17 protein-coding genes are annotated in these 13,367 nt (G+C 53.9%); 11 read left to right on the top strand and 6 right to left on the bottom strand.

Translation table 11 applies throughout. The features are described 5' to 3' along the window. The first annotated feature begins 1 nt into the window (after window position 1). The 3 genes from A6R74_RS08300 to A6R74_RS08290 are packed head-to-tail and all read left to right on the top strand — an operon-like array spanning window position 2 to window position 5,187. Complete coding sequence (locus A6R74_RS08300) at window positions 2-3,748, top strand: phage tail tape measure protein (RefSeq protein ID WP_064234058.1); 3,747 nt, start codon at window positions 2-4, stop codon at window positions 3,746-3,748. Window positions 3,749-3,769: 21 nt separating this feature from the next. After that, window positions 3,770-4,219, top strand: coding sequence for a phage tail protein (locus A6R74_RS08295; protein WP_064234057.1), 450 nt, complete (start codon window positions 3,770-3,772; stop codon window positions 4,217-4,219). Between the two features lie 2 nt (window positions 4,220-4,221). Further along, on the top strand, window positions 4,222-5,187 hold the full coding sequence (locus A6R74_RS08290) for a contractile injection system protein, VgrG/Pvc8 family (RefSeq protein ID WP_082906631.1): 966 nt from the start codon (window positions 4,222-4,224) through the stop codon (window positions 5,185-5,187). A gap of 10 nt (window positions 5,188-5,197) precedes the next feature. On the opposite strand, the gene A6R74_RS08285 is transcribed toward A6R74_RS08290, so the two are convergent. Continuing rightward, on the bottom strand, window positions 5,198-5,599 hold the full coding sequence (locus A6R74_RS08285) for a hypothetical protein (RefSeq protein ID WP_064234056.1): 402 nt from the start codon (window positions 5,597-5,599) through the stop codon (window positions 5,198-5,200). Window positions 5,600-5,776: 177 nt separating this feature from the next. Continuing rightward, window positions 5,777-6,127: a hypothetical protein gene (locus tag A6R74_RS08280; RefSeq protein WP_064234055.1), complete on the bottom strand. Its 351-nt coding sequence runs from the start codon at window positions 6,125-6,127 to the stop codon at window positions 5,777-5,779. 115 nt (window positions 6,128-6,242) lie between these two features. Between A6R74_RS08280 and A6R74_RS08275 the strand changes: the two genes are divergently transcribed. Next, window positions 6,243-7,523: a Y-family DNA polymerase gene (locus A6R74_RS08275; RefSeq protein WP_064234054.1), complete on the top strand. Its 1,281-nt coding sequence runs from the start codon at window positions 6,243-6,245 to the stop codon at window positions 7,521-7,523. 110 nt (window positions 7,524-7,633) lie between these two features. Beyond that, complete coding sequence (locus A6R74_RS08270; protein WP_064234053.1) at window positions 7,634-8,662, top strand: DNA cytosine methyltransferase; 1,029 nt, start codon at window positions 7,634-7,636, stop codon at window positions 8,660-8,662. Window positions 8,663-8,666: 4 nt separating this feature from the next. Here the strand turns inward: A6R74_RS08270 and A6R74_RS08265 are convergent, their stop codons facing one another. From A6R74_RS08265 to A6R74_RS08250, 4 genes are all read right to left on the bottom strand, one after another. Then, complete coding sequence (locus A6R74_RS08265) at window positions 8,667-9,389, bottom strand: MAE_28990/MAE_18760 family HEPN-like nuclease (RefSeq protein WP_064234052.1); 723 nt, start codon at window positions 9,387-9,389, stop codon at window positions 8,667-8,669. A 4-nt stretch (window positions 9,390-9,393) separates the two neighbouring features. Then, entirely contained in the window at window positions 9,394-10,467 is a 1,074-nt protein-coding gene (locus A6R74_RS08260) for a DUF262 domain-containing protein (protein ID WP_064234051.1), read from the bottom strand. 176 nt (window positions 10,468-10,643) lie between these two features. Continuing rightward, window positions 10,644-11,021, bottom strand: a complete 378-nt coding sequence (locus A6R74_RS08255; protein WP_064234050.1) for a hypothetical protein — start codon at window positions 11,019-11,021, stop codon at window positions 10,644-10,646. A gap of 65 nt (window positions 11,022-11,086) precedes the next feature. After that, window positions 11,087-11,752 (bottom strand): XRE family transcriptional regulator, encoded by a 666-nt coding sequence (locus A6R74_RS08250; protein WP_064234049.1) that lies wholly within the window; start codon window positions 11,750-11,752, stop codon window positions 11,087-11,089. 35 nt (window positions 11,753-11,787) lie between these two features. On the opposite strand from A6R74_RS08250, the gene A6R74_RS23210 reads away from it, so the two are divergent. The 6 genes from A6R74_RS23210 to A6R74_RS08225 are packed head-to-tail and all read left to right on the top strand — an operon-like array spanning window position 11,788 to window position 13,339. After that, the gene (locus tag A6R74_RS23210; protein WP_276204778.1) at window positions 11,788-11,910 is read left to right on the top strand and encodes a hypothetical protein; all 123 of its coding nucleotides are present in this window, start codon (window positions 11,788-11,790) and stop codon (window positions 11,908-11,910) included. Between the two features lie 46 nt (window positions 11,911-11,956). After that, window positions 11,957-12,163: a hypothetical protein gene (locus A6R74_RS08245; RefSeq protein WP_064234048.1), complete on the top strand. Its 207-nt coding sequence runs from the start codon at window positions 11,957-11,959 to the stop codon at window positions 12,161-12,163. A 34-nt stretch (window positions 12,164-12,197) separates the two neighbouring features. Beyond that, the gene (locus tag A6R74_RS08240; RefSeq protein ID WP_064234047.1) at window positions 12,198-12,392 is read left to right on the top strand and encodes a hypothetical protein; all 195 of its coding nucleotides are present in this window, start codon (window positions 12,198-12,200) and stop codon (window positions 12,390-12,392) included. A 48-nt stretch (window positions 12,393-12,440) separates the two neighbouring features. Beyond that, window positions 12,441-12,641: a hypothetical protein gene (locus A6R74_RS08235; RefSeq protein ID WP_064234046.1), complete on the top strand. Its 201-nt coding sequence runs from the start codon at window positions 12,441-12,443 to the stop codon at window positions 12,639-12,641. After that, window positions 12,634-12,981 carry an ogr/Delta-like zinc finger family protein gene (locus tag A6R74_RS08230; protein WP_125410291.1) on the top strand — a complete coding sequence of 116 codons (348 nt, stop codon included), beginning with the start codon at window positions 12,634-12,636 and terminating at the stop codon, window positions 12,979-12,981. Before A6R74_RS08235 ends, A6R74_RS08230 begins: the two co-directional genes overlap by 8 nt. Continuing rightward, window positions 12,962-13,339 (top strand): hypothetical protein, encoded by a 378-nt coding sequence (locus A6R74_RS08225; RefSeq protein ID WP_064234044.1) that lies wholly within the window; start codon window positions 12,962-12,964, stop codon window positions 13,337-13,339. The genes A6R74_RS08230 and A6R74_RS08225 overlap by 20 nt, the downstream gene beginning before the upstream one ends. Window positions 13,340-13,367: the final 28 nt, after the last annotated feature.

Here is a 13,367-nt window from a genome sequence, read left to right as displayed (position 1 = left end):
GATGTCGCGTAATCTACGCCTGCAAGTCATGTTGAACGCGGTAGATCGCGTCACCGGCCCCCTAAAGCGGATGCGCCAAAGCGCCGGTCAAACCGGCCAGGCCATGCGCGAAACCCGCGACCAGCTCAAAGACCTGCAGCGTCAGCAAAGCGACCTCACCAGCTACCGCAAAGCCAATGCCGCTATTCGCACCAACACCCGCGCAATGCGCGACGCACGCACGCGCAACCGTGAATACACCCAGGCACTGGAACGCCAGCGCGAAGCGCACACCGGCATCAAATCCGGCCTTACCGTCGCCCGGCGGGAATACGACCGCTTAGCAAAAGAACTGCTCAACACCAAACAGCCCACCGACCAGCTGACCGCCTCGCTGGAGCGCGCCCGCGTGCGCCTCCACGGCCAGCAAACCGAGTTTGACCGCTCCGCCCGCGCGATGCGGGAATACCGCAACCGCACCCGCAACGCAGGCGAGGAAGTAAAGCGGCTCACCCAGAACCACGCCACCCAAACCGAGCGCATCCGGGGCTTAAAAACACGGCTGGATGAAGCGGGCATCAGCACCGATAACATGGGGCGAAGCGCAAGAGAGCTACGCACCCGGGAAGAGCGCCTAAACACCACCCTGCAGGAACAAAAGCGTCACCTAGCCGAAGTCGCCGACCGCCAGCGGCGCTTAACCCAGGCCCGCGACCGCTACCAAAACGGCATGGCCAACGTCGCCCGCGCCCAAGGCGTGGGCATGGGCATGCTCGGCACCGGCATGGCCCAAGGTTACGCCGCCGCCAGGCTGCTAACGCCAGGCGTTGCCTGGGCGGAACAGATGAGCACCCTGCAGGCCGTGGGCCGCTTCGACGCTGACGATGAGCGCTTCCAAGGGCTACGCCAGCAATCCCGTGACTTAGGGTCAACCACCGCCTTCAGCGCTACCGAAGTCGGGGCAGGTCAAGAGTTTCTATTGCGCGCCGGGATGAGCAGCGAGGCCATTCAAGCCTCAATGAAAGACGTGCTCGCGTTATCACTGGCCAACAATACCGAACTAGCCCGCGCGGCGGATATTGCCTCCAATATTGCCGGTGCGTTTAAGGTCGACATGGAGGCGGAAGGCGCCATGGCACGGGTCGGGGATATCCTCTCCGGTACTGCCAGCCGGGCCAACGTTAACCTGGAAATGCTCGGCGAAACCATGAAGTACCTGGGCGGCGCCGAAGACCTCAAGCTGACCATGGAACAAGCCGCGGCGATGTCGGGCATTCTCGGCAACATCGGCATCCAGGGCAGCCAGGCCGGTACCACCATGCGCGCCATGATGAACCGGCTCACCAACCCAGCAGCCAAGGGCGCGGCCGCGATTGAAAACATCGGCCTGCAGGTGTCAGACGCCAACGGCAATATGCGCGCCATGCCCGATATTCTGCGTGATATCAGCCAAGCCACGGCTGACCTGGGCAACGTCGAACGCAAAGCCATCATGCAGGATATCTTCGGCGTGGAAGCGGGCTCCGGCATGGCGGAACTGGTCGACGCCATGGGCGGTGGCCGACTGGATGAGATCATCAACGCCCTGGGCGACAACATGGGCGAAAACGCCCGTATGGCCGAAGTGATGGCCGACAACATTGGCGGCGATTTAAAAAACCTGCGCAGCGCCTGGGAAGAAGTCGGCATCAGTATCACCGACACCAACGACGGCCCCCTGCGGGACCTGGTGCAAACCATCACCACGATTACCCGCGCGGTCGGCGACTGGATAAAAGCCAACCCCGAGCTCGCAGGCACCATCGCCAAGGTCGCGGCGGCCATGATCGCCCTGGCCACCATCGGCGGTGCCGTCACCATGACCTTCGCCAGCATCCTCTCCCCGCTGCTGTTCGCCCGCTTCGCCATGTCCACCCTGGGCATTCAGGCAGGCGTACTCGGCCCAGTATTAAAAACCGCCGGTGCCGCCCTGTTCGCGGTGGGCAAAGCGCTAACGGTGGGCCTGTTGGGCGCACTCAAAGCAACGGCGGTATTCCTGGCCACCAACCCCATCGGCTGGGCCATCCTGGCTATCGCCGCCACCGCCCTGGTGATTTACAAATACTGGGAACCCATCAAAGGCTTTTTCCTCGGCCTATGGCAGCAGGTAAAAGACGCCTTTGGCGACGGCATCGGCGGCGTTACCCGCCTGCTGGTCAACTGGTCACCGCTTGGCTTGCTCTATAGCGGCATCTCATCCGCGTTAGGCCTGCTGGGCATTGAGCTGCCCGGCTCACTTAGCGAGCTGGGTAGCAAGATGATCGGCGGCCTATCCAGCGGTATGAGCAGCGCCATGGGCTGGGTGCGCCAATCAGCAAATAGCGTGTGGGCAACGGTCAACGACGCCTTTGGCAATGGCATTGGTGGCGTTTCCAAGCTGCTGATTGATTGGTCACCGCTTGGGCTGCTGCACAGCGCGTTTGTCTCCACGCTGGATAGGCTGGGCATTTCAGTGCCCGAAGGTTTCCGCAGCCTGGGCGGCTTTGTGATTGACGGCCTGCTCGGCGGGCTAACCGAAAAACTCTCCGCCCTGCGCGAACGCATTACCAGCATCGCCACCAGCGTAGCCGACTGGTTCAAAGGGGTGCTGGGTATCAACTCCCCCAGCCGCGTGTTTGAAGGCTTCGGCGTCAATATCGTCGAAGGCATGATCAACGGCATCGGCAGCATGATCGGCGCGCTTCGTGACCAGGTAATGGGCATGGCGGGCAATATCGCAGGCTGGGTGCAAGACGCCATGGGTAGCGCACTGGAGTCACTCAGCAACGGTGCCAACCGTGCAATCCAGCTTGGCAGGGATACCGCCTATGGCCTGGGCCAAGGCATTCGCGACGGTGCCAACCGCGCCACGGAAAGCGCCGCCAACCTCGCCAACGACGTCACCAGCACCGTGCGTGGCTGGCTGGATATCCACTCCCCCAGCCGCGTGTTTGCCACCATCGGTGGCTACGTCTCCCAAGGCTTGGCCAACGGCATTGAAGCCGACGCCGATGGCCCCGTTAAGCAAGTGCGCAGCCTGACGGATCGCTTACGAAGCGCCGCCGCCGGGCTAATGCTGGGCGCAGGGGTCGCCTCGCCCGCCCTCGCGTTAGAGTTTCAAACGCCCACCCTGCCGCCACTACCCACGCTGGTGAGCGAGGTGGCCACGCCTAACGTACCCAAGCCCGAAACACCCACGCTGGATGCGCTGCACATCGAGCGGCCCGAACTGCCTTCGTTACCCGAACTGCCCGCGCTCCCCGAACTGGGCGCCTTAGAGATCCAGCGCCCCACGTTGCCAGCAATGCCCACGCTCTATAGCGAGGTGGCCACGCCCCACGTACCCAAGCCCGAAACGCCCACGCTTGATGCCCTACACATCGAGCGGCCAACACTGCCCGCGTTGCCCGAGCTAGGCGCGTTAGAGATCCATCGGCCCACGTTGCCGGAAATGCCCACACTGGATGCGCTGGCATTCGAGTGGCCAGAACTGCCGCAATTCGACCCGCTGCAGGTCGACACCAGCGGCGTACACATCGACGCCCGGCCACCGCTGCAAAGCCACGCCAGCCAACCCAATGAAGGCGGGCTGGTGATTTACGGCGGCATCAACATCGAGATTCACGCCGCCCCGGGTATGGATGAACAAGCCCTCGCAAGGCTGGTAAACGCCGAAGTACAGCGCGCCCTGCGCGATGCCGAACGCCGCGCCCAGGCAAGGCACCGCAGCGCCTTCCACGACATTGATTAAAGAGCACTGAGGACTATCACCATGATGATGATTTACGGCATGTTCGTGTTCTCACTCGACACCGCCGCCTATCAAGAACTACAGCGCCAAACCAACTGGCGGCAGGAAGCCCAAGGCCGGGTCGGCCTGCTGCCCGCCCGGCAGTTTCTTGGCCCAGGGGAAGACACCTTCACGCTCACCGGCACCCTTCACCCCCAGTTCACCGGTGGCCAGCCCCACCTGGATCAGCTGCGCGACATGGCCAGCCAAGGCCACGCCTGGCCATTGATCGAAGGCACCGGCAAAAACTACGGCTTTTTTGTCATGGAAAGCCTAAAGGAGCGCAAGGTCGCACTAATGCGCGACGGCGCCGCCCAGCAGATTGATTTTGATATGGTGATGCACCGGGTAGAAGACGACAACGGCAACCTGCTGGCCATGCTCGGCCCGCTGGCAGGCATGGCCCTTCGCGCCGTGCCAAGGTTGGTGTAAGCATGATTCCCGCCCGACGCCCCGCCTACGCCATAGGTGGCATGGCCGCCACCGGCCGCCTACAAAGCCTCACCATCACCGACCGGCGCGGTACCACCACCGACGAACTTACCCTAACCCTTGAAGACCACGACGGCCGCCTCGCCATCCCCCCGCGCGGTAAGATCCTGACCGTAGCCCTGGGCTGGGAAGGTGAAGCCCTGGTGGATCGCGGTAGCTTCACCGTGGATGAAGTCGAACATTCAGGCGCGCCGGACGTGCTCACCATTCGCGCCCGCAGCGCGGATCTACGCAAAGAGAACCCCGCCAAACGCTGTGAAAGCTACCACGAGAAAACCCTGCAAGACATCGTCGCCACCGCCGCCGGTCGCCTGGGCCTCGCCCCCAACATTGCCCCAGCGTTGGCAGGCATTTTTATCGACCACATCGACCAAACCGACGAATCAGATTTACATTTTCTCTACCGCCTGGCAGAACGCTATGACGCCCTATGCATGGCCAAAAACGGCAACCTGCTGTTTATGCCCATGAACGGCGGCGTGACCGCAGGCGGTACGCCCATCCCCATGCTCACCCTCAAGCGTGGCGTAGGCGACACCCACCGCTATCTCATCGCCGACCGTGAAGAGTTCACCGGCGTGCTCGCCTACTGGAGCGACCTGGATGAAGCGGAACGCAAAGAGGTACTGGTGGGCAGCAGCGACAACACCAAACGGCTACGCCACACCTATGCTACCGAGGCCCACGCCATTGAAGAGGCAAGCGCCGAACTCAAGCGCCTGCAGAGGAAACATTCAGAATTAACGCTGGATCTAGCCGAAGGCCGCGCCGACATCTACCCCGAAACCCCGGTCACTGCCCAGGGCTACAAGCCAGAGATCGACGCCACGCCTTGGATCATTGATGAAGTCACCCACAACTTCACGGAGCGGGGGTATACCTGCAGTATTCGGATGGAGACGCGGTGAGTATCAGCACTTATTTTTCACTCGCGGCCTCACCCATCCTTGCCGCACCATAAGTCAATGGCCCCAACATATAACGTAACAGTCTCTCTGCTTGGGCAGGGCTTTCAGCACCCTCAACGACATGATTTATCACTTCATCTGTATACATAGAGAGGCTCTCCGCATGTGGTCGAAGATCATCAACACTGTTCACATCTGGAAATACTCTAGGGTCAAGGTACCCTTGCTCATACATCTCCTTTAGCAGACCACCCGCCGACGCTACCTTGTTTTCTTCACTGGCTTCACGCCATTCATTGCCATTGGCATTTTCTAAGGTACCGCCCTCGTACCACTCATCCGCAAACGCCAATAAAGACGTACACAACAAACAAACCAATGTGGCGCCTAATGCTATTTTCTTCATCTTCACTATGCCCTCTTTTTAAAAACAAAACCCCCGACCACTCCACATGGCCGGGGGTATTCCGTTGTCGCAATCTTCTGGCGAAGCGTTTCCGCCACGCGCGCTATTAGGCGACCACACTACTATGCCAAATTAACTGAGCAATGCATGTAAGCATTTTGCCATCTGTTTGTAAGAAATAACCTACACCGCCCAACACCTGGCTTGCCTAACCACCACCCCTCGATACTGCTTGGCGGTGATAAAACACCCCTGACCACCACTGGTAGGCAGCAACCGGCAGCGGCTACCCACGCGGTGCGCTTTAAATAACCGGTACTCGCCTTCCACTTCTGCCACCACCAAATCGGCATGGCCAAACGAACGCGCCTCATCCACCACCAGCACATCGCCTTCCATCCAAAGCCCGCCTGGGCGTGCATCCTCGCTGATCTCCACCAGAAAGCAGCTAGGCGGAAATTTACGCCTGTCCATCTCTGCCACGGCTGGGTGCTCCACGCCCACCACTGCTGGCCCTAAGTAATTCACTCGCATGCTGTTGCCCTGTGATTGCTCCACATTAAGCGACGTATATTAGCGTTTGCCTGTCGCTTCCCTGGTGGATAATACTGTATAAATTAACAGTCTTACACAAGTAGTGGATCTCAATATGATTGGCCTGGTGGACTGCAATAACTTCTACGTGAGCTGCGAACGGGTCTTTAATGCCAAGCTGGTTGGGCGCCCGGTGGGCATTATGTCCAACAATGACGGCTGCATTATCGCCCGTTCGGAAGAGCTGAAAACGCTGGGTATCGAGATGGGCACCCCTGCCCACCAGGTGCGTCACCTGGTCGAACGCGGCGAGATTTTTCTCCACTCCTCCAACTACGAGCTTTACGGTGATATGTCTCACCGGGTGCAAGGCATTCTGGAAGAGGAGACGGCCGGGGTAGAGCCTTACTCCATTGATGAAATGTTCGTGCGCATGGATGGTTTCGAGCCAGAAGCGCTGCTGGCACACGCCAAGTCACTGCATTGGAAGATCCGACGCTATACCGGCATTCCTGTCTGTGTCGGTGTTGCCGCTACCCACACCCTGGCAAAGCTGGCCAACCGCATCGCCAAAAAGCACCCAGGCTACCCCGGCGTGTGCATCCTTCACGCAGAAAGTGACGAAGCCAAGCACCTGCTAAAGCAGATCGAGGTAGGCGACGTGTGGGGCGTAGGCCGCAGGCTAAACGAACGCCTACAAATCCTTGGCATCAACACCGCCTGGGATCTCCGCGAAGCGGACGCCAAGCGCCTACGTCGTAAATTCTCGGTGAACATAGAGCGCACGGTGCTGGAATTGCGCGGCATCAGTTGCTTGGAGATGAACGACGTTCACGAGCCACGCCAGCGCATCATGACCAGCCGATCGTTTGGCCGACCCACTTCACAGCTCTACGACCTACAGGGCGCCATTCGCCAACACGCCCAACGGGGCGCTGAAAAGCTACGCGAGCAAAAAAGCCTCGCCCGCGCCGTGCTGGTCTTCCTCAAAACCGATCGTTTCCGGCCCGACCTGCCCCAGTACTCCCCCAGCCTGGCGGTAGAAATGGAACGCCCCAGCCAAGACACCCGCGACATCCTCCACGCCGCCCAGGAAGCGCTGCGCAAGGTCTACCGGCCAAAGTACGGCTACAAGAAAGCGGGCGTGATGCTGATCGACCTGACCGACCAAAACCGCCAACAGCTCAGCCTGATGGACACACCGCAAACGGAAGAGCAACGCCAACGCAGCCAAAAGCTCATGGCCACTATGGACGCGCTGAACGAAAAGATGGGCAAAGGAACGGTACGCCTGGGCCTTCCGGAAAAGAACGCCCCCTGGCACCTACGCTGCGCGAACCGAAGCCCGCGCTATACGACTAACTGGGATGAGTTGATGGTGGCTCATGCTAAATAACGGCACGCAATGAACAGCAGCAATAGCTGACAGTTGAAAAGCTCCAATATTGCTCCTCGATGACGGGCAAAAAAACATATAGAATAGCGGCACGCTAAGAGGAGTGCTGGATGATTGAAGCGGTTGATTTGTTCTGTGGTGCGGGAGGGCTCACGGCTGGCTTACGTCAGGCAGGGGTTACTGTACGTGCTGGTTACGATATCGAAGAGAGCTGTCGATTTGCATACGAACACAACAACCATGCGAAATTTATTAGGCAGGATGTAGGAGAACTCACGGGTGATCATATCAATAGCTGGTATCAAGATCCTGATACGATCCGCCTATTAGCTGGTTGTGCGCCATGCCAACCATTTTCGACATACAACCAAGGAAAGGATGTCACAAAAGATAAAAAATGGCCTCTACTAGGTTCTTTTGCACGCTTAATTAAAGAAGCAAAGCCAGAACTGGTCACCATGGAAAATGTTCCGACTGTAACCAAGCATAAAATCTATCACGACTTTGTGAGCTCTCTTAAAAGTGAAGGCTACTATGTTTGGGCTGATACAGTGAAATGTGTTGAGTATGGATTACCTCAAAACCGTCGTCGGCATGTACTCCTCGCTTCAAAATTAGGCTCCATCGAGTTGATGCCACCCACTCACGCAAAACTAGTTACTGTGAGAGAAACTATAGGTGATTTAGAGCCGATTTTTGCGGGATATGTCAGCCCGAATGACCCTCTGCATAAAACATCAAAATTATCAAAAATAAATATGGAAAGAATACGTCATTCCCAACCGGGTGGTACTTGGAGAGATTGGCCTGAAGAGCTCAGAGCTGCTTGTCATGTAAAACAAAGTGGGAAGTCATATCCTGCAGTCTACGGGCGAATGGAATGGGATAAGCCAAGCCCAACAATGACAACGTTGTGTTTTGGTTATGGCAACGGACGTTTCGGTCACCCAGAGCAAGATCGAGCGATAACTTTAAGGGAAGCCGCCTTACTCCAATCATTCCCTAAGGATTATAAATTTGCCTCTGATGGAGAGCAAATTTTGTTAAAGCCTGTTGGTATAATGATTGGCAACGCCGTGCCCGTAAGACTAGCCAAAATCATTGGTGAGAGCTTCAAAAAACACATCACTAATTTATAATTAATCATTCAATTTCTGAGAATTGCTTATAACGAATAAAGTAAGAAACTGATCTTAAAACAGCTCTTAGATATAATATAGTTTGATCTGCTACTAAAATAAGGTGCTCTGGAGCCGTCTCTCTGCCGCACCTTTCAAATGAAATAGAACCGTGAGCAAGATCATTACGTTTAGACTTAACTTCCAAAACATAATCACCAACATTCCTACCATTCAATTTCGGATCTGGTACTAAAAATCCATATTTTTTAGCTATTTCTCTAATTTCCTTACAATCAATATTACCTGAGAAAAGGCTCTCTTTTGCATAGCCCATTTTCAACATTGCAACCTGTATAGGGTGGGGAGAGGAAAAGTCACTTTTTTTACCAGAAATAGCTTTCTTAAAATGACTTAAAGTCACTTCTTTCATATTTTTATTTAATTGATTAAATTCAACACCATGCACATCAATTGCTTGATGTATAGAATCAATTGCATTTGATAACGTAGACTCTACAAGGTTGTATAAAAGCAGATATCCACTTGCCCTTATAGTTTTAACCAAGTCCCTATCTAATGTAAAACCATCAACAGGGGCCAATTCACCCTCACTCAAGTGAGACAATCCAATAGCTTTTTTATCAGCAATAACTTGTATAAACTGTGTATAGCGTTTAACTTCTTGCGAACGATCCCTAAAATCTTTATATAAGCTTGAAATAATAGCATCAATATCTGGTGTCATAAAATCAAGCTCGTAGCAAATTATTTTTGACATACTCAATCCGCGCATAAAGCTTAGGGCGCGAGTTACTAGCATCAGAAGTAGTTAATTCAACAAAATGGTCTTTAGAATCATATACCCACTCAGCTGATGAAAGCTTTAGATCAGGCTTTTCATTAAGCGCATCTAAAACACCCACAGCTAAAGCTTCAAACCTAATCCGCGGAACTGAGGTATTACGTTCATTTTTTCTAAACCCATGATCAAAATTCTCATCAACAAATCTCATAACCTTCATGAACTGCTCTTCATATTCTGCATAATTAAATTCAGAACTATTCATTTCATCGAGATATTCATCTAAAAATTTCTCAACATTGTGAACGAACTTTTCCCTATCATTAGCGTAAGCAAAAAATCTAAGCACTAATTCATCATACTCACGCCGTACAGACTTACTTTTACTAAGCGGACACAGTTGATGAAATAGTGGATCATTAGCTAGCCTCTTTACAAGCTCAAAGAAACGTCCGTCACGTATACCATAACGTTTCTCTGAATCTGACAGTTTTACCCCACCGGTATTTAAACGGTTAAACAAATCACGTCTAGAATCTTCGTCCATCGACAAAAGCTCGATAGTGCGCAATGTTTTTCTCAAAAAACGTCGCTGAGAAGGTTTTGAAAAATCACCAAAAGTAAAACCCTCTAAATTAGTAAGAGTTTTCATATCAGACAATTTCAAATCATTTTTTATAAATCGAATTATTGTTCTAACACGCTGACTGCCATCAACAATCTCAATAAGGCTTTCTTCGCCCGTATCGCTTACATATAGATATGGTATAGGAAGATTCAAAAGCAAAGACTCAATAAACTGGCTCTGCAATTTATCAGGCCATACATGCTTTCTCTGATAACTTGGCACAAACCATTCAGTGACGTCTTCTTCAATAAAGTCGGTACACTTATTAAAAATAACTTCTATAGGAAACTCTCTAATATCATAATCATATCTCCTATAGAATTCCTCTATTTGGCTTTCAGCGGCAGCCAATTTTTCTGGCGAAATAGGCTCATCATCAATTTTTCTTGCCATAACAATATCCACCAAAAGTTAGAAAATTTATTTATAAATTAAACGCGTCAAATTGATCTTTAAATCAAACACCCCGCCCAGCCCCTATCTCACACCGCCAAAATCCTCCACATCATGAATATCCTTCGGCTTAAAAATTTCCGGCTGGTGTGGTCGTTATCGCTACCCCAACAGAATTAATTCAAATATTGCCCAGCAGTATCAACCAAAGTTTCAGCATCTTCGCAGCTGGAAACAGCATCAGGCACACAGGATAAGCAGCGGTGTAAATCAATTGCAGCCATATCCAAGTTTGATTTAGAAACACTGTAAGGCAGTGAAGCAATGCGTGAGCGTAACTCTTCAGCCTGAGGTTGATGCTCTTGCATCATATCCATGCATTGAGCCACATCGCTGTTACTGGAAGAAGAGCTGTATTCCGACATATCAAAGCCAATAGAAACGAGCCCTCGGGCTTCATCCATAAGCTCTTCGGGTGTTTCTTCCGCCAAGGCGGTTAGCGAAAACACACTGGCAAAGGTGGCTGCCATTGCAATAATGCTAATTTTTTTCATTCCCTAACTCCCTGTTTTAATTTTGGCAGTCTTAAAGCTGCTTTTATGTATTCATGGTTTTGCAGTTAAACGACCCGCCCAATACGAATTTCACAGCGACCAAGAATCTCCACATCATGCATATCCTGCGGCTTGATCATCTCCGGCTGGTAATGGTCGTTATCGCTAATCAAGTACAACGCCCCGCCCGCCAGTCGCTGCACCCGTTTAATCCTGCGCTCGCCACTCACCAGCAGCAAAAACACCCCTTCCTGTTTCGGGTCGCGGTTGCTGCGATCCACCAGCACCCAGTCCCCATCGGCCAGAGTGCCGTCCATCGAATCGCCGCGCACTTTAATGCCCACCACTTGCGCAGGATCTAGTCCCTGCTCGGAAAGCTCAGCAGTCGAAAAGTACAGCGTGGTTTTAATCGGCTCGCCTTCAAAGCTGCGGCCAGCGCCCGCAGCCGCTTCAATGTCGTACATCTTCACCGGAGAGAGATCTGGGCCTGGTTCATTTAACGGAACCCCAAGTGGTTGGGCAGTTGCTGTTCCTGAACGTTGGCCTTTGAGCACATAAAAGATATCAACGCCTTCATCAGAAACCGCCGACAGGTAAGAAGAATCAGGGCTACTAGCGCCTTTCTCATATTTGATCTGAGTCGTTTTTCCGACACCACCAATCAGGGCCAGAGCCGTTTGACTCAGTCCAAGTCGTTCGCGTTCTTCTTTTAAGCGCTCGCCAATGAACATTTTAATGAACCATCCTTATTGACAGGTTCATTTTTATGAACCATTCTAGTCATGTCTTTTACTTCACAACACACCGCAAGGGAGCCACTGCCATGGCCACACCTGCTACTCACAAAGCTATTACCGCCCAGGTCAACAGCGGCTTGCCGCTGCGCTAAACCCGACCCTTTGAAAGTCTTTTACTCCATTAAGGAAGCCTAACCCATGGCCACCGCTAACACCATTGCCCCAAAGCCGATTTATGCGCCCAAAGGGTGTAACTCGCCAATCATGACCTACCTCACCGAAGCCGAGCGTACCCACCTGGAACGCATCACCCAGCTGGAAATGCGTTCGATGTCGGCCACCGCTCGCATGCTCATGCTGCGCGGCATCGCCCAATACGACCAGGAAACCCTTTCCGCCGATTAACCGTTGCTTCTCACACTGCATAAGGAAACCCCTCATGTATCAGGACACTAAGCGCCTCCGCTCCAAGAAAAGCGTTTACCTGGATGAGTACGAAGACGCGGTGATAACCGCCCTAGCCAACCTGTACGGCATCAGCAAAGCCGCGTTAATGCGCGAAATGATGATGACCCAGGCCCGCGAACTGGTCGGCATCGGCGATATGCCAAGTGTGGGGCAACGTGCGGGGTAAAACTGCCCCCTCTTTCACCCCTTCTTCCACCCCTGCAAAAGGTGAGTGATGCGACGTGACCGCAAGACAGACATCGACATAGATCCAGCGCTAGAGGAGGTACTCGAACGCGTGTGTGAACAGGAAGGGCTCAACTCACACGAAGCGGCAATGGAATATCTGGTCTCCCGAGGCATTCGCGGCGGGGGCCAGAAAATGATCGGGCGAGGGCGTGCGCTCTACGCCGTCAACGGAGGACGCAGTGACTGAGAACACAGAGATAGCCATGCATGAGGTTAGCCGACTCCGCGTCGACTGCCCTCACTGCGGTAGCCACATGAAGGTGCGGACTTCGAAGACGCATCTACCTGACTACCGCGAGCTCTATCTGCACTGCACCAATGAGTTTGCCTGCGGGTTTCGCTGTAAGGCCAGCCTGGGAATTATCGAAACGCTTGTGCCCAGCTACCAGCCGAACCCCAACGTGAACATCAAGTTTGGGGCTTGGTTGAAGCGGCAGATACGCCTGGAAGCCGAAGGCCAGATGCGTCTGGGCATAGAAGAGATCACCAAACCAAAAGGAAATCGCCATGAACGTCGCACCCATTAACACCGCAAAAACCCCCTTCGATATCGCCACCGAAGTGCTGTGGCAAAACCGCTGGGATAACCGCGCCGAAGCGCTGCGCATCACCATCGGCACCCTGGTGAACGACTACGGCATCAGTGAAACCACCGCCGAAGTGGCCGCCATCCAAGCCTTTGCGGATCTGGATAGCGTCAACCTGGATGCAACCATCGACCTCACCGCCAGCACCGCCCATGTAGTGGTACTGCGCACCCGCAACGGCTGCCCGGTGGTGTTCACCGCCCGCGACCTCGACCGCATGATCCAGCAGGCCCGCGACGCAGGCTTGGCCCAGGTGGTTGATGCCGATACCCGCCGCCCCGTCGTCCTCGAGCACTGAACTGAATTACTGAGCTGAACTACTGAGA

Source organism: Halomonas sp. ALS9, assembly GCF_001651035.1.
GTDB lineage: Bacteria > Pseudomonadota > Gammaproteobacteria > Pseudomonadales > Halomonadaceae > Vreelandella.
The sequence above is the reverse complement of the archived record's forward strand: the minus strand, read 5'-3'. Positions and strand labels throughout refer to the sequence as shown.

Bases quoted from the DNA above. Each gene is read 5' to 3' on its own strand.
- A6R74_RS08250 (WP_064234049.1), bottom strand. From the start codon at position 11,752: ATGTTCATTGGCGAGCGCTTAAAAGAAGAACGCGAACGACTTGGACTG.
- A6R74_RS08235 (WP_064234046.1), top strand. From the start codon at position 12,441: ATGCGACGTGACCGCAAGACAGACATCGACATAGATCCAGCGCTAGAG.
- A6R74_RS08290 (WP_082906631.1), top strand. From the start codon at position 4,222: ATGATTCCCGCCCGACGCCCCGCCTACGCCATAGGTGGCATGGCCGCC.
- A6R74_RS08300 (WP_064234058.1), top strand. From the start codon at position 2: ATGTCGCGTAATCTACGCCTGCAAGTCATGTTGAACGCGGTAGATCGC.
- A6R74_RS08265 (WP_064234052.1), bottom strand. From the start codon at position 9,389: ATGACACCAGATATTGATGCTATTATTTCAAGCTTATATAAAGATTTT.
- A6R74_RS23210 (WP_276204778.1), top strand. From the start codon at position 11,788: ATGAACCATTCTAGTCATGTCTTTTACTTCACAACACACCGCAAGGGA.
- A6R74_RS08295 (WP_064234057.1), top strand. From the start codon at position 3,770: ATGATGATGATTTACGGCATGTTCGTGTTCTCACTCGACACCGCCGCC.
- A6R74_RS08260 (WP_064234051.1), bottom strand. From the start codon at position 10,467: ATGGCAAGAAAAATTGATGATGAGCCTATTTCGCCAGAAAAATTGGCT.
- A6R74_RS08280 (WP_064234055.1), bottom strand. From the start codon at position 6,127: ATGCGAGTGAATTACTTAGGGCCAGCAGTGGTGGGCGTGGAGCACCCA.
- A6R74_RS08255 (WP_064234050.1), bottom strand. From the start codon at position 11,021: ATGAAAAAAATTAGCATTATTGCAATGGCAGCCACCTTTGCCAGTGTG.
- A6R74_RS08275 (WP_064234054.1), top strand. From the start codon at position 6,243: ATGATTGGCCTGGTGGACTGCAATAACTTCTACGTGAGCTGCGAACGG.
- A6R74_RS08270 (WP_064234053.1), top strand. From the start codon at position 7,634: ATGATTGAAGCGGTTGATTTGTTCTGTGGTGCGGGAGGGCTCACGGCT.
- A6R74_RS08225 (WP_064234044.1), top strand. From the start codon at position 12,962: ATGAACGTCGCACCCATTAACACCGCAAAAACCCCCTTCGATATCGCC.
- A6R74_RS08240 (WP_064234047.1), top strand. From the start codon at position 12,198: ATGTATCAGGACACTAAGCGCCTCCGCTCCAAGAAAAGCGTTTACCTG.
- A6R74_RS08245 (WP_064234048.1), top strand. From the start codon at position 11,957: ATGGCCACCGCTAACACCATTGCCCCAAAGCCGATTTATGCGCCCAAA.